We start from the raw sequence: 14,961 nt of genomic DNA, 5'->3' as shown, positions 1-14,961 counted from the left end.
TTTGGTTATACCTAATCAAATGCGATTTAGATCACCTGACATTCAATGTACGAGGAACCAGATCATGTTCAGCCCAAACATTTCGAATAACGGTCAGTTAACACACAAGATCCCTGTTGGCATCAGCCAGTGCTTGTTAGGCGACAAGGTTAGATTTGATGGTGGACACAAACACTCAAAGCTATGCACCGAACAACTCGGTCAGTACTTTGATTATGTTCCTAGCTGTCCTGAATTAGGTGCAGGATTAGGCGTTCCCAGACGGACTCTGAGAATGGTTGGGGACGATCAAACACAACGCATTGTTGAAACCAAAGACAACCGCATTGACGTCACAGATGCACTTGCGAACTATAGCGCTCAACGAGTCAAAGAGCTGGATCACCTCAGCGGCTACATCTTTATGCAGAAATCGCCCAGCTGTGGAGTGTTCAGAGTTAAGGTCTATGCCGACAATGGCTACGCCCAAAACAGCAGTGCCGGGATCTTTGCAAACGCCTTTAAAGAACAACACCCTTTAATCCCGGTGGAGGAAGAGGGCCGCTTACACGATCCGGTATTACTGGAAAACTTCCTGGTGCGAGTGTTTGTATATCATCACTGGCGTTTATTTATTCAACAAGGGCTAACCTCTAAGGGCCTGATTAACTTCCATCAGCGCATCAAATACCAGCTCATGGCTCATTCAGTTAAAGGCTATAAAGAAACCGGCAAATTACTATCTGACTTAAAAAGTCGTCCCCTTGAAGACATTGCCCATGATTATATTCAATTGTTAATGACACATCTTGAGAAGCGGGCCACGAAGAAAACACATACCAACACCCTGCTCCACATTCGAGGCTATTTCAAAGGCAAGCTCAGCGCGATTGAGCAACAAGAGTTAACTCAGGTCATAAATGATTACCGATTGGGCATCGTGCCCCTTGTAGTGCCTATTACGCTACTTCAACACTACACCCGAAAAATTGGTAATGACTACATAGAGCAGCAACTGTACTTGCAACCTTATCCACACAATTTAGGGCTAAGAAACGGTATTTAGAAGGGATCATCAAATTACAGGCAAAAAAAAAGCCCTAAACTTACTGTTTAGGGCCAACAACGACAGACATGTTCCGTGTCTGGTACTGCCTAACAAAAGGATTGAATAGCCTAGCCTATCAACCGGATGCGAGAGCATCTCGAAACAGACTAGTAACTACTATAGCCAGCTAAAAATCTTTTAAAAGCCCCTATATTCGAACTGACAGTTCCATTACATGAAACATAAAGTTACAAAGTCAAAAAAGGCGCCAGTAAAGCGCCTTTAATTGTTCAAATTTTCGTCACTTTTTTGAAATCAGGTGATATTTTCAATCGCTTCAAACGCAGCCATTGCCAGATTTTCTTTCAAATGGTTAATGAACGCCGTGATTTTTGGCGGCACATAGCGACGAGAAAGGTAAACAGCATGAAGTGTGGAAGGTGGTACCGTATATTCTTCAAGCACGCTGATCAGCTTGCCATCCTGTACGGCCTTCGCCGTAATATCCACAGGCAGTAACCCAACTCCTAAACCACCAATAACCGCATCCCGAATAAAGGTGATGTTATTTGCAACCAGGCTTCCTTTTACTCGCGCCTGTACCGGTACACCTTGAGGGTCCAGCAGGTTCCAGGGTAGATGCTGGCTTTGCTGCATGACGATACAGTTTGATTCAATCAACTGCTCGTGCGTGTCTAACGGACCATTACGCTCAATGTATTCAGGGCTTACATAGATACCACGGGACAACACCCCTAAACGGGTTGCCACAAAGTTTGAATCAGGTAAATCACCAATCTTCAGGGCAATATCAATGTCATCTTCCAGCAAATCCGTTGCTCGACCGGATAAATCCACACGACACTGAATCTCCGGGTACTTATCCATAAACGACGAGACCAAGCCGCCCATGTAGTACATACCAAACTCAACTGGCGTAGATATATTCAATCGACCTTGCGGTTTTTGTTGGAGATCGGAAAGACTGGCTTCGGCCTCTTCTATTTCACGAAGAATTCTCTGACAATGCCCGTAATAACGCTCACCAATCTCAGTTAGCTTGAGATGACGTGTAGTACGATCTAACAGACGTACGGCTAAGCGCTCTTCCAACTGAGTAATACGACGACTGATCGTAGATTTCGGCATATTGAGCTCACGACCAGCGGCTGTGAGGCTGCCACAATCTACAACTCGGGTGAAAATTAGAAAATCGTTAAGATCCATCTTCTAGGTTCCGGCTTAAAGGCATTGTTTTTATTATCTTAAAAGTAAGTCATTACTGTCTTAGACATACTTTAGCACAAGATATCTATTAAAAAATTGCTAAATAGCAATTCAACTAAATCATTATCCACTGATTTTAGAGTAAATTATCCATTTTTAAAAAGATTGGTGACATATCAACTTTTTTACCTTCACCAAATCAGTATAAAATGCGTGCAATCAATCAGAGAGAATTAATACTATGAGTCAATTACTTACCATTGTTTCTAACATCAACAAGTTGCCATCACCACTTAAAGGCAAAACTCTATCCATGTTTTTTGGGCGTGTAATTCCTTTCGCTGGTACTTCTGGTATCCAAATCGAAGAATTAGGCCAAGAACGTAGTGTACTTGTATTAAAGAATAAAAAACGCGTTCAAAACCACATTAAAGGCGTTCATGCAGCGGCAATGGCACTATTGGCTGAGTCTGCAACAGGCTTCCTGTGCGGAATGAACTGCCCTGACGACAAGTTACTGCTAATCAAATCAATGAACTTGAACTATGTTCGTCGTGCTAAAGGTAACTTAACGGCCGTTGCTGAATTATCTGAAGCCGAGCGTCAGTTGATGATCAATCAGGATAAGGGCGAAGTCAGCGTCAAAATCACAGTAACAGACGAAGACAATAAAGAGCCTGTAGAATGCGAAATGATCTGGGCTTGGGTACCTAAAAAGCGCAGCTAATCGACAAAAACTCAGGAGGTGCCCTGCCTCCTGACTCGTTACACAATGATAAATCTAGTCCTTTTTTCTTACACTTTGACACATTCAAACAAACGTCTGACATAATTTAATATTAGTGTCAAATAATTATTCCTTAGATCTTTAAAATTGTAGCAAGGCTGTTACACTGTTCTCAGTTCTAACAATAATAAACGTTCGATTGGGATTGAAGTCAATGAATTACCTAGGCCTAAAAAGCGCCTGTCTGATCACGTTAGGTATCTTTACTTCGCTGCATTCTGTTGCCGATGGCCAGACAAAAATCGATGACCCGAAAAAAGCAAGTAACGATATCTTCTGGGATGAAATCTACAGCCAAGGCGGAGAATCATTTTTCTGCAAGCAGCCATTTGAAGGTAAAACACGTCGAATCATTGCCGGGCATGTTTATAACACACAACTAATGATTGATTTCTACAACTGTGGGACCAAAAGCCGCTGTAGAAGATCGAACACAGATTATAAGTTTGCAGCATCGGACTTACACAACATCTACCCGGTAACGCCAAGAGTAGAATTAAACCGACGTAATTCCCGCTACGCAGAGCTTCCTAGCAGTAAAGATCAGTTCCCGAATTTAAACTGTTCCTACAAGTCTAATTTCCAAACCGTCGAACCCGCTGACGATATTAAAGGTAATATCGCTCGTATCATTTTCTACATGCACGATGCTTATGACCTTCCTATCCTTGATGGCGTTTATATGCTGATGGAATGGAATGAAAAAGATCCGGTTGATCAGGCTGAAAGAGACAGAAATATTCTTGTAGAAAAAATCCAGGGTAATCGTAACCGCTTCATCGACAACCCACATGCGGTAAAAGATATTGAAATGAAAGTGAATAAATAAGTACGGCTGAATACAAGCTTCCACTTTTTACCAAATTCATTTCAGGACGGATCAAGCCCCATAAAAAAAGCTCGCCGAAGCGAGCTTTTTTTATTAGTTCGAAATCGACTTAGAAAACAAACTTGTCTTCGTCCAATTCAAACAATACTTCAGCACCATTCTTAACAGAAGATGTTAGACCTTCGTAAGTTGGAAGTAGACGCTTGAAGTAGAAACGTGCAGTAGATACTTTTGAGTCATAGAAGCCAGAAGTATCACCTTCAGCGATTTTCGCCTGAGACACTTTAACCATCTTAGCCCACATGTAAGCGTAAGCAGTCAGACCAAACACATGTAGATATTCTACAGACGCAGAACCAATCTCATGAACATCAGACTGTGCAGCTTCAAGAACGTGAGCAGTTAGGCCATCAAGGTTCTCAATTGCAGTTTTCAACGGCTCGATGAACTCAGCCATTGCCGCATCACCTTCGTTTTCAGCAGCGAATGCTTTCATCTCGTCAGAGAACAGCTTGTAGATAGAACCGCCGTTCATAGCGATCTTACGACCCATAAGGTCTAGCGCCTGAATGCCGTTCGCACCTTCATAAATCTGAGTAATACGGATGTCACGAACGTGCTGCTCTTGACCCCACTCACGGATGAAGCCATGACCACCAAACACTTGCTGACCTGCGATTGCAGACTCAAGCGCTTTATCAGACAAGAATGCCTTAGCAACTGGCGTTAGAAGAGCAACCATCGCGTCAGCTAGTTTCTTCTCATCAGCATCTTCAGTGAACTTAGCACGATCCAACCAAGTAGAGGTGTAAGTAGAGAATGCACGACCCGCTTCAGTATATGCCTTCATGGTTAGAAGCATACGGCGAACGTCTGGGTGAACAATGATAGGGTCAGCCACTTTATCCGGGCTCTGAGCACCTTTTGGTGAACGGCTCTGTAGACGATCACGCGCATACTCAACAGCACTCTGGTAAGACGCTTCAGCAGCACCGATACCTTGGATACCTACCGCAAGACGCTCGTAGTTCATCATAGTGAACATACATGCCAGACCTTGGTTCTCTTCACCAACTAACCAGCCTTTCGCGCCGTCGTAGTTCATTACACAAGTAGCAGAACCTTTAATACCCATCTTCTTCTCGATAGAACCACAAGAGAAGTCGTTACGCTCACCCAATGAACCGTCATCGTTTACTAGGAACTTAGGTACTAGGAATAGAGAAATCCCTTTAGGACCTTTCGGTGCATCAGGAAGCTTAGCCAACACCAAATGAATGATGTTCTCAGCCATGTCATGCTCACCCCAGGTGATGAAGATCTTGGTACCTGTGATGTTGAAAGAACCGTCGCCATTTGGCTCAGCTTTCGTGCGGATGATACCCAAATCCGTACCTGAGTGCGGCTCAGTCAAGTCCATCGCACCAGACCAAACGCCTGAGTACATGTTTGGAAGGTATTTCTCTTTCAATTCCTGGCTAGCGTGCGCATTGATTGAAAGACATGAACCTGCAGTCAACATTGGTGCAAGACCAAACGACATACAAGAACCTTGAATCATTTCTTCGAATTGACCAACAAGCGTCTTAGGCATACCCATACCACCAAATTCTGGGTTACCACCAAGACCATTCCAGCCACCTTCAATGTAAGTCTGATACGCTTCAGCAAAACCTTCAGGAGGAGTAACTTTTCCGTCTTCCCACTTAGAACCCTGCTCATCAGCTTCACGGTTTAGAGGAGCCAGCACTTCGTTTGCAATCTTTGCCGCTTCTTCAAGAATGGCATCTGCGGTGTCAGGATCAACAACATCTGCAACACCAGGCAAACGAGCCCATAGTTTATCTGCTTCAAACACATCCTTAAGAAGGAACTGCATATCACGCAAAGGCGCTTTATATTCAGCCATTTTATTCTCCAGCTTTGTGGTTCGCTTTATCTGTTTATAGGCTTAAACAGCCCAGGCATGGATTGCCAACTTGTACGATGGCAGGGGATTTTACTAGATTAAAAGTCATTTGTATAACGAGCAGACGCTTGGTCAAGTAAGCCAACGAGAAATAATTAAAATGGCGCTCAAACTGGCCGGATATGCATGACACAACAAGACATTTTTACCCAAAGCCGAGAGCAGATTGTCAGACAAACACTGCTCCGACTGCGTATATCTCCATAACGGATATACCAACATCATCACACACAAAATACTCAACCCGAACCAAGGAAGATCTGCAAACAAAACGCTGATAGCAACTAATGCAAAAGCACTTATCCACTGCGCTCGAAACAATGCTAAAGACACAACGGGTCCCTTGGCAATCCACATATGACAACGCTGAACCGCTTCATCAGCCTGCTTATCGGGAAACTGATTTAATAACAGTAAGTTATTCAACAACAGAGCATATCCCAGCCCCCAAAAAACAGCCTCCCAGCTAAGGCCACCTGATAAAATGTACACCGAGCCTAAAGTGGCCAATATACCAATACCAAACCCTGGCGCCACCAGACACAACCAGGGATGACGATTAATCACCGTGGTGTAATTCATCACAATCCATAAACCCAACACCCCCACCGGCAATAGCTCAATACCCACCGAAAAAACAAACCACAAGCCGATTAGCACCGCCAAACCAATGGCACCAAATGCAATCTGTTTTGCCCTTTCTGCAAACTCCGGATGATCCACCAGCGTGCCACTGCCACCACTAAAGATGGTTTTATCTGTGGATAAGTCTAATCCCGACTTAAAGTCCTGATATTCATTTAGTGCATTCACCCCGATATGGGACGAGATCATAGCAATAAGAATCAAAAAGCTGTCAAAGAAGGAAGGTAAACCCGTCTGGAAAAATGCCAAAGACCAAGCAAATACGATAGAAACCAAAGAAAGGGTTAAGAAAGGGGCACGACTGACACCCAGTCCATATCTCAACCAAAGAGCACTATCCATAGAGACACCTAAGCCAAACGTTTCAATGAAAAGAAAACACTAGCAGGTAAATGACAAAGATAGTATGCCCTAAAACAAAAAAACCGCAGCCTAGGCTGCGGTTTTTTCTGTATCCAGGACTCTTAAAATAAGAGCACTTAGAAACTTATAGGAATGCGAAGTTTTCTTCTTCCATATCCATCAAGTTCTCAGCACCAGACAGCATAGTTACTGCATGTGCACGAGTACGAGGCAAGATGCGATCGAAGTAGAACTTAGCAGTCTGAAGCTTAGCCTTGTAGAAAGCTTCTTCTTCAGTACCAGCATCAAGTTTCTCTTGAGCAACTTTAGCCATTTCTGCCCATAGGTAAGCAAGACATACATAACCAGAGTACATTAGGTAGTCTACAGAAGACGCGCCAACTTCATCGCGATTCTTCATTGCAGCCATACCGATCTTCATAGTTAGGTCGCCCCACTCTTTGTTGTGCTCTGCTAGAGGCGCAACAAACTGAGCGATTGCTTCGTTACCTTCGTTCTCTTTACAGAACTTGTGAACGATCTTAGTAAAGCGCTTCAACGCCTCACCTTGAGTCATTAGAACTTTACGACCTAGTAGGTCAAGCGCCTGGATACCAGTGGTTCCTTCGTACATCATAGAAATACGAACGTCACGCATTAGCTGCTCCATGCCCCACTCGGCGATGAAACCGTGACCACCGTATACTTGCATACCGTGAGAAGTACACTCGAAGCCTACTTCAGTTAGGAATGCTTTCGCGATTGGCGTTAGGAAACCTAGTAGTTCGTCAGCTTCTTTCTTCGCTTCTTCAGAAGAATTTGGAGACTTAACGATGTCCGCTTGCTTAGCCGTTAGGTAAGCTAGTGCACGACCACCTTCACCAAGAGACTTGATCGTCAATAGCATACGACGAACGTCTGGGTGAACGATAATTGGGTCAGCTGCTTTCTCAGGTGCCTTAGGACCAGAAAGAGAACGCATTGCCAAACGATCTTTTGCGTAAGTTAGCGCGCCTTGGAATGAAGATTCCATTGCAGAGCTACCTTGTAGTGCAGTACCGATACGAGCAAAGTTCATGAACGTGAACATGCAGTTCAGACCTTTGTTCTCAGGACCGATCAACCAGCCTTTTGCACCGTCGAAGTTCATTACACAAGTAGAGTTACCGTGGATACCCATTTTGTGTTCGATAGAACCACAAGCAACCGCGTTACGCTCACCTACAGAACCATCTTCGTTTGGAAGCATCTTAGGTACGATGAAAAGAGAAATACCTTTAGTGCCTTTAGGCGCATCCGGAAGACGAGCAAGACAGATGTGAATGATGTTCTCTGCCATGTCGTGTTCACCAGCAGAGATAAAGATCTTAGTACCAGTGATGTTGTAAGAACCGTCAGCATTTGGCTCAGCTTTGGTTTTAAGTAGACCTAGGTCAGAACCACAGTGTGGTTCAGTCAGACACATAGTACCTGTCCACTCACCAGAGATAAGCTTAGTTAGGTAAGTTTGCTTCTGCTCTTCAGTACCGTGCATTTCAACAGTGTCAACTGCACCGTGAGAAAGACCAGGGTACATACCCCATGCCCAGTTTGAAGAACCTACCATTTCGCTTACTGCGATACCGATAGATGCAGGTAGACCTTGACCACCGTACTCAGGGTCACATGTCATTGAAGGCCAACCACCTTCAACGTACTGCTGATATGCTTCTTTAAAGCCAGTTGGTGTTTTTACGCCATCTTCACTCCAAGTACAGCCTTCTTCATCACCTACACGGTTAAGAGGCGCAAGAACGTTCTCACAGAACTTTGCACCTTCAGAAAGGATGGCATCAACCATATCTTCTGTACATTCATCAGCACCTAGTGACTGATAGTGAGTTTGCATGTCTAGTAGTTCGTCCATGACGAACTTCATGTCGCGTAAAGGAGCCTTATATTCTGGCATAGTAACTTCCTCGGCATGATTTCAGGTTAAATGAACAGAATGAATCGCTTGATTACTAACGTCTGTTCCACTTTTAAGCCAAACCAAATACTGTACAATGTTTGACCAACTTATCAAACGGTTGTTTGAAACTTACGTTTAATACCTGACATTGTCAAGATAATTCAAACAAATGTTTTAAAAATCCAACGAAAAACAGGTCATTCCCTAGTGACTTTCCGACAAAAAGCACCGTTTCTGTGCAACTTCCCAAATCAAAGACAAAGATAAGGTACGCAAACTTAACCCAATTTTAGGTCAACAAAGAACAGGATATTTAGATGTGTGGTACGAAATATAGAAGAAATGGATCACCGGTCAAACCAGTTCATCCAAATTACCTTTAGGGGGGTCACGATTTATGTTTTCAAAGACAGCCATTGCATTGCGACGGGCAATTTCAGAGGCCAATAAGTGAGAAAAATCTTCAGGGGACAAAGATCCATCATCAAAAGAATTTACGGAATCCGCATTCTCCTCCTCAGAATCAGAAGAGGATTCATCTCGTGAAGAAGCGGCTTGAGTTGAGCCTGGGGTAGTTTGCTCATCCTCTGAACGTGTCGTTTCGTCTGATTCCTCTGTTGCAGCTCTGGAGTCTTCCGTGTCTTCTTTCGCCGCCTCAGCTCGCATTTCAGCCAAATCAGCCTGAGCTTCCAACTTGATCTGAGAGGCATTCGATGCAACGAGTCGATCCTGAGCAGAAGGCTCAGCAGGTGCCAATGCAGCCCTGCGAACTACATCCGCTTTTTCTATGGTGGCTTGAGGATCGCCCTCAACCTTACCGGTATCAATCGGTACTTCCCCACCGATAGCGTAGCTCACGCCATCAGGGCCACGTTGATAGGTAAAACTGGCAGATCCGGTGTACTGACCACCTACGGATTGGTGGGCTTGCTCATGAGCCCGAACTTCACGATCACGCGCTTCTAATTTACGAATCTGTTGAAGTTCCTGCTCGGTCAAATCTGATGCAGAGGAGTTTTCCTGAGAGGGCTTTTGTTCAGACTGGCGACCTGAATCTTCTGTTTCAGAAGCTTCATTAACTGCAGACAAAGAAGACTCTTTCGATTTTAATTCGGTATCATCAGACGCAGTCATAGCCACCGCTTCGCGGCTATCGGCTAAATTAACGAAGGATACTGAATTAATCTGCATACTCTAGTTCACCCACCCCATTCAGAAATTTATCACACGGTTTCATCAATCAAATGACCGAGGGTTTCATCCGCCGTAGCAATGACTTTTGCAGACGCCTTGAATTGAACTTCATACAGCGTGAGATCAACGACTGCGGATAACATCTTATCATCGGAAGAAGAACTGGAAGCAAGCAAGGATTCACCCGAAGGTGACTGCCCACCATTAGCAATGGTTTTTGCACTTTGGTTAAGCCCTTCACGACTTCTGGATAAACCTTCTACACCAGATCCCAATACAGATGTCACCATATTTACCTCATAAACTACGGCCAACCTGTATATAATTTAACCAGAAAATAGCCATAAGCACCAATTTTCTGACAAATAATGTGATCTTTTTCCCGATTAACGGCCCGAAATGATGGGGGTCACGTCCAAATACTGGGCAACCTGATCACATGAAGCCTGCTCTAAATGCGGCACAACCCCCAAACAAGGAGCGTCAACCATCTGTTTTAAGGTTTCCAGGTTTTCATCAAATCGCCCCATCTCAGGGTCAACACGATTAGCTACCCATCCAGCTAAAGTCAAACCACTGGTTTGCAATGCGGCAACAGTCAACAACGCATGATTCAAACAACCGAGCCTCATTCCGACAACCAGGATCACAGGGACATTCAAACGCTTAACCAAGTCTGCCAACGTTTCCTGATAGCTTAACGGCGTAAACCAGCCACCAGCCCCCTCAATCAACTTAACTTGAGCGGGTTTTAACATTGCACCTCTGATAAACCCTTCTAATCCACTGGCGGTTAATAACTTCCCGTTTTCCATAGCCGCGATGTGCGGAGCAATTGCCGGCTCATAAGCCACCGGGTTTACCGTTTCATAAGCGGCTTTGACAGAAGCTGCCTTTTGAAGAAGTAATGCATCTTCGTTTCTAAGCCCATCATCGGTGACATCACATCCGGCGGAAACAGGCTTTAGCCCCAGAGTAGAGAAGCCCTGCTGTTCGAACGCCTTTAGTAACCCTGCGGTTATAACTGTTTTCCCGACTTCGGTATCTGTACCTGTGACAAATGCTGTAAAACGCTTCATTCATACCACCTTGCTTATTCTTGAGGAACCTGCATAACGCCGTAAAACACATCATAACTCGCAGGCAACATACCTGAGCTATCGCGGAAGGACTCATAGGCTCGAACTAATTTCACATACTGTCCCTTGGTCATTGCGCCCGACCCCTCGACCACAGTGTTCGCACCGATGCCTTTAATGCTGTGCAGTAACGATTTCAAATCCGGGTATCCCGCCACCACTCGTTCAGCATGAGCACTTTGAATCTCCGCGTGAACCGACATAGCATGAATGATGGAATCGGAGTCCAGAAATCGATTTACATGATTTCGCTCATCCACTTCATGCCATGCGTCTTTCAACTCAAACAACGTATTGGGTAACAGGGTAGAAAAAGCCACAAAACCACCTGGCTTTACCACTCGAACTAATTCTTTAAAGAGGCGTTTATAGTCTTCACACCATTGGATCGCCATACTGGAAAAAATATATGACAGCGAATTATCCGCTAACGGCAATTGCTCCGCATCAGCCACAAAGCTGCTGGAAAGTACATTCTGATAGTGCTCATTGACGAAACGAATCATGCCTTCCGACAAATCGGCGGCATACAACGCATCCCCACCTTGAAATTGTTTCAGTGCAGGCAGGAAATAGCCCGACCCCGTTCCTAAATCCAACAAAGGACCTGGAACAGAAACTTGCTGTTCTTTCAGCAGTGAAAGCAAACGATCACCAACGTACTTCTGCACCCTGGCGTGTGTATCATAAAGCGTTGCTTTCTTACCAAATGCCTTGGCGATTTGTTTCTTATCCAATGAGTAACCTTTCTATTCGATCCGATAACTCTGAGCTGTTGAAAACAGGACTCAAGTGCCCACCTTTGAGTTGATATATCAGCTCTATTTCATCAGGCACCCTAACCAAAGCGTCTGCTTTAAAATACAAGGCCATCAGACGCTGATTCTCCATCAATGACGACCAAGACTTGGATACATCAAGCTCATAAAGATGATCCAAAGACTCCAATAAAACCTCTTTCTCGACCTTCGATGCCTGCATGTCCTGTTTCAGAGACACAACCAGGGACTTATCCATTTCCTGACTATTCAAAGCGACAAAATAGGCCAGACCTTTATGAGGCGACGCAGCCACCCGCGCACGAAATGATTTAGCCACCTGATGATCAAAAACGGTCCAAGGGTCATCTAAAAACATGGGCCTGGTTCCAAACACCACAACCTTAAGATCAATGGATTTGGTAGACACCAGTTCGTCACCTAAACGAACCGCCAACATGCCACCGTAAGACCACCCCAGTAACAAAGGCCGTTTATATGAACTTAGTTTTACTTCAACATGCTCATGCCAGTGAGCGTAAGCATCCTCGCCAGCCAGCGTGTCCGTCAGCTCATAGCCCGGTAGAGCAATCACCTCACCCGGACAATCAAACGTCTTCGATAAATGAAGTGCCAACGCATCCATCCAATGGGTTGGACAACCCCAGCCACCTACAATAAAAACTCCATCAGGACACCAAGACTGATCGGTCACTTCACACCTCAAACCAAAAGCTTTGTTCGCGCTTGTGATAACTGCTCTCGTTCTTGAGTACTCAACTGATCATAAACATCGCCCAAAACAGAGAGCAACCGACCAACCTGAGCTTCGGTATGTTCTGCGGACAGAGTAATACGTAATCTCGACGTTCCATCCGGAACCGTAGGGGGCCGAATCGCAGTCACCAGTAATCCATTCTCTTCGAGCTTGCCACTGATCTTTAGAGCCAATTCAGCATCACCGATCAGAACCGGCTGTATGGGAGTTCCTGATTCCATCAACGGAAAACCAATCCGCTCGATACCCGCGCGAAGTTGACTGATCAACTGTTGTAATCGATCTCTTCGCCATCCTTCTGTTTGAATCAGTTCTATACTGGCCAGGCTGGCAGCGGCCACCGCCGGCGGTAATGCAGTGGTGTAGATGTAGCTTCTGGCGTGCTGAATTAAGGTCTCAACCAACTCTTCGGAACCGGCAACAAAAGCACCAAAGGTACCGCACGCCTTTCCTAACGTCCCCATCAGCACGGGTAAACGATCCTGAGAGAGTTGAAACTGTTCTGACGCTCCGGCGCCTGTTGTGCCCAACACTCCAAAACCATGAGCATCATCAATCATCAAACACGCATTATGCGCGTCAGCAAGATCCGCAAGTTCGGCCAATGGCGCAATATCACCATCCATACTGAACACAGAGTCAGTGACTATCAGCGTTCGTCCTGCATCGGAACAACTCAACAGCTGTCGTTCCAAGCTGGCAAGATCACAGTGTTGATAACGCTTGAATTTAGCCGCACTGGCAAGCCCTGCATCAATCAATGACGCGTGATTCCACTTATCTTGCAGTACAGCATCACCACGACCAACCAATGCCGTGATCGATCCCATATTAGCCATAAATCCTGTGGAAAAAAGAACCGCACGATCTCGCCCGGTAAACTCTGCCAAAGTCAGCTCAAGTTCATGATGTAAGGCGCTGTGTCCATTCACTAAATGGGAAGCTCCACTGCCGACACCATACAGTTCAACCGCCTTGGTAAACGCCTCTTTGACCTTTGGATGATTCGCCAGACCTAAATAATCATTGCTGCAAAATGAAATTACGTCTTTACCATCAATCTGCTGCTGAGGTTGTTGAGCACTGGTAAGTAGCCGACGGGAACGATAGAGCGATTGGGCTTTACGAAGGTTAAGAGCGTCACTTAAACCATCAAAGTCTGCCATAGAGGCTCCAAATACAGGAACACTTAGAGGTTGAAAAACATAAAGCGTTTTAGGAAAGACGCTTCTATACAGAAGCGTCGTAGAACATTTTGTCTTGTTGTTGCGATTCCACGGCGTTCATTAACGCGGCTTCCTGCGCCTCTTCAGAGTGCTTCTCGCAACGACGTTCCGGATTGATACCTAAACGTTCGAACAACTTCTGATCGTTCTCCGCACGAGGATTCGCCGTGGTTAATAGTTTTTCACCATAGAAGATTGAGTTTGCGCCAGCAAAGAACGCAAGCGCTTGCATTTCATCGGTCATTTCTTCGCGACCGGCCGACAAACGCACATGAGATTCCGGCATCATAATGCGAGCTACCGCGATGGTACGAATGAAATCGATTGGGTCCAATTCTTCGTTCTCAGCGAATGGCGTACCTTCCACCCGAACCAACATATTAATCGGCACACTTTCAGGCTGCTGAGGCATATTCGCCAATTGAATCAACATGCCAGCACGATCCAGTTCGGTTTCACCCATCCCCAAAATACCACCAGAACACACTTTCATACCGGCTTTACGAACGTTATCAATGGTATTCAAACGATCAGCATAGGTACGAGTGGTAATGATGTTGCCGTAGAATTCAGGAGAGGTGTCCAAATTATGGTTGTAGTAATCCAGACCTGCTTCGGCCAACTCCTGGGATTGATCTTCATCCAACATTCCCAAGGTCATGCAGGTTTCCATGCCCATTTCTTTGACCCCTTGAATCATCTGGATCACATACGGCATGTCTTTCTTGGTTGGTGAGCGCCACGCAGCGCCCATGCAGAAACGGGTAGAACCAATCTCTTTCGCTTTACGCGCTTGTTCTAACACCTTCTCTACTTTCATCAATTTTTCTTTATCTAGATCGGTGGTGTAGTGACCACTCTGAGGGCAGTATTTGCAATCCTCTGGGCATGCACCGGTCTTAATGGACAACAAAGTGCTGACCTGAACCTCATTAGGATCGAAGTTTTGACGATGAACGGTTTGAGCATGGAACAACAAATCGTTAAAAGGCATATCAAATAACGCCTGAACTTCTGCTGTTTCCCAATCGTGTCGAACTTGACCTAGTTGCTGGAGATTCATATACCGCTCTCTTCCGATGTTAGATA

The 14,961-nt window shown here is 45.2% G+C and carries 14 protein-coding genes; 3 read left to right on the top strand and 11 right to left on the bottom strand.

Annotation, left to right across the window (positions count from 1 at the left end; translation table 11 throughout):
• The first annotated feature begins 64 nt into the window (after positions 1-64).
• Positions 65-1,045: a YbgA family protein gene (locus QQL66_RS19030; RefSeq protein WP_284383658.1), complete on the top strand. Its 981-nt coding sequence runs from the start codon at positions 65-67 to the stop codon at positions 1,043-1,045.
• Between the two features lie 297 nt (positions 1,046-1,342).
• Here QQL66_RS19030 and QQL66_RS19025 read toward each other — a convergent pair whose 3' ends face one another.
• Positions 1,343-2,254, bottom strand: coding sequence for a LysR family transcriptional regulator (locus QQL66_RS19025; RefSeq protein ID WP_284383657.1), 912 nt, complete (start codon positions 2,252-2,254; stop codon positions 1,343-1,345).
• Between the two features lie 241 nt (positions 2,255-2,495).
• Between QQL66_RS19025 and QQL66_RS19020 the strand changes: the two genes are divergently transcribed.
• A complete protein-coding gene (locus QQL66_RS19020) occupies positions 2,496-2,981 on the top strand; it encodes a DUF4442 domain-containing protein (protein ID WP_284383655.1) in 486 nt (161 codons plus the stop codon).
• Positions 2,982-3,195: 214 nt separating this feature from the next.
• Positions 3,196-3,870, top strand: coding sequence for an endonuclease (locus QQL66_RS19015; protein ID WP_284383654.1), 675 nt, complete (start codon positions 3,196-3,198; stop codon positions 3,868-3,870).
• A 109-nt stretch (positions 3,871-3,979) separates the two neighbouring features.
• On the opposite strand, the gene QQL66_RS19010 is transcribed toward QQL66_RS19015, so the two are convergent.
• The 10 genes from QQL66_RS19010 to bioB form a co-directional block, all read right to left on the bottom strand.
• Positions 3,980-5,779, bottom strand: coding sequence for an acyl-CoA dehydrogenase C-terminal domain-containing protein (locus QQL66_RS19010; protein WP_284383653.1), 1,800 nt, complete (start codon positions 5,777-5,779; stop codon positions 3,980-3,982).
• A 132-nt stretch (positions 5,780-5,911) separates the two neighbouring features.
• Entirely contained in the window at positions 5,912-6,826 is a 915-nt protein-coding gene (locus tag QQL66_RS19005) for a prenyltransferase (protein ID WP_284383650.1), read from the bottom strand.
• 145 nt (positions 6,827-6,971) lie between these two features.
• Positions 6,972-8,774: an acyl-CoA dehydrogenase C-terminal domain-containing protein gene (locus QQL66_RS19000; protein WP_284383648.1), complete on the bottom strand. Its 1,803-nt coding sequence runs from the start codon at positions 8,772-8,774 to the stop codon at positions 6,972-6,974.
• Positions 8,775-9,131: 357 nt separating this feature from the next.
• Positions 9,132-9,968, bottom strand: coding sequence for a putative metalloprotease CJM1_0395 family protein (locus QQL66_RS18995; RefSeq protein ID WP_284383647.1), 837 nt, complete (start codon positions 9,966-9,968; stop codon positions 9,132-9,134).
• A gap of 32 nt (positions 9,969-10,000) precedes the next feature.
• Positions 10,001-10,261, bottom strand: a complete 261-nt coding sequence (locus QQL66_RS18990) for a flagellar biosynthesis protein FlgE (RefSeq protein WP_284383645.1) — start codon at positions 10,259-10,261, stop codon at positions 10,001-10,003.
• A gap of 96 nt (positions 10,262-10,357) precedes the next feature.
• Positions 10,358-11,050, bottom strand: a complete 693-nt coding sequence (gene bioD, locus QQL66_RS18985; protein WP_284383643.1) for a dethiobiotin synthase — start codon at positions 11,048-11,050, stop codon at positions 10,358-10,360.
• 14 nt (positions 11,051-11,064) lie between these two features.
• The gene (gene bioC / locus QQL66_RS18980) at positions 11,065-11,847 is read right to left on the bottom strand and encodes a malonyl-ACP O-methyltransferase BioC (RefSeq protein ID WP_284383642.1); all 783 of its coding nucleotides are present in this window, start codon (positions 11,845-11,847) and stop codon (positions 11,065-11,067) included.
• Positions 11,840-12,583, bottom strand: a complete 744-nt coding sequence (locus QQL66_RS18975; RefSeq protein ID WP_284383639.1) for an alpha/beta fold hydrolase — start codon at positions 12,581-12,583, stop codon at positions 11,840-11,842. Before QQL66_RS18975 ends, bioC begins: the two co-directional genes overlap by 8 nt.
• 8 nt (positions 12,584-12,591) lie before the next feature.
• The gene (gene bioF / locus QQL66_RS18970) at positions 12,592-13,812 is read right to left on the bottom strand and encodes an 8-amino-7-oxononanoate synthase (protein ID WP_284383638.1); all 1,221 of its coding nucleotides are present in this window, start codon (positions 13,810-13,812) and stop codon (positions 12,592-12,594) included.
• Between the two features lie 64 nt (positions 13,813-13,876).
• Positions 13,877-14,935, bottom strand: coding sequence for a biotin synthase BioB (gene bioB, locus QQL66_RS18965; protein WP_284383636.1), 1,059 nt, complete (start codon positions 14,933-14,935; stop codon positions 13,877-13,879).
• Positions 14,936-14,961: the final 26 nt, after the last annotated feature.

Origin of the sequence: Litoribrevibacter albus (assembly GCF_030159995.1) — a bacterium.
In the GTDB taxonomy this organism is placed as follows: Bacteria; Pseudomonadota; Gammaproteobacteria; order Pseudomonadales; family Litoribrevibacteraceae; genus Litoribrevibacter; species Litoribrevibacter albus.
The sequence above is the reverse complement of the archived record's forward strand: the minus strand, read 5'-3'. Positions and strand labels throughout refer to the sequence as shown.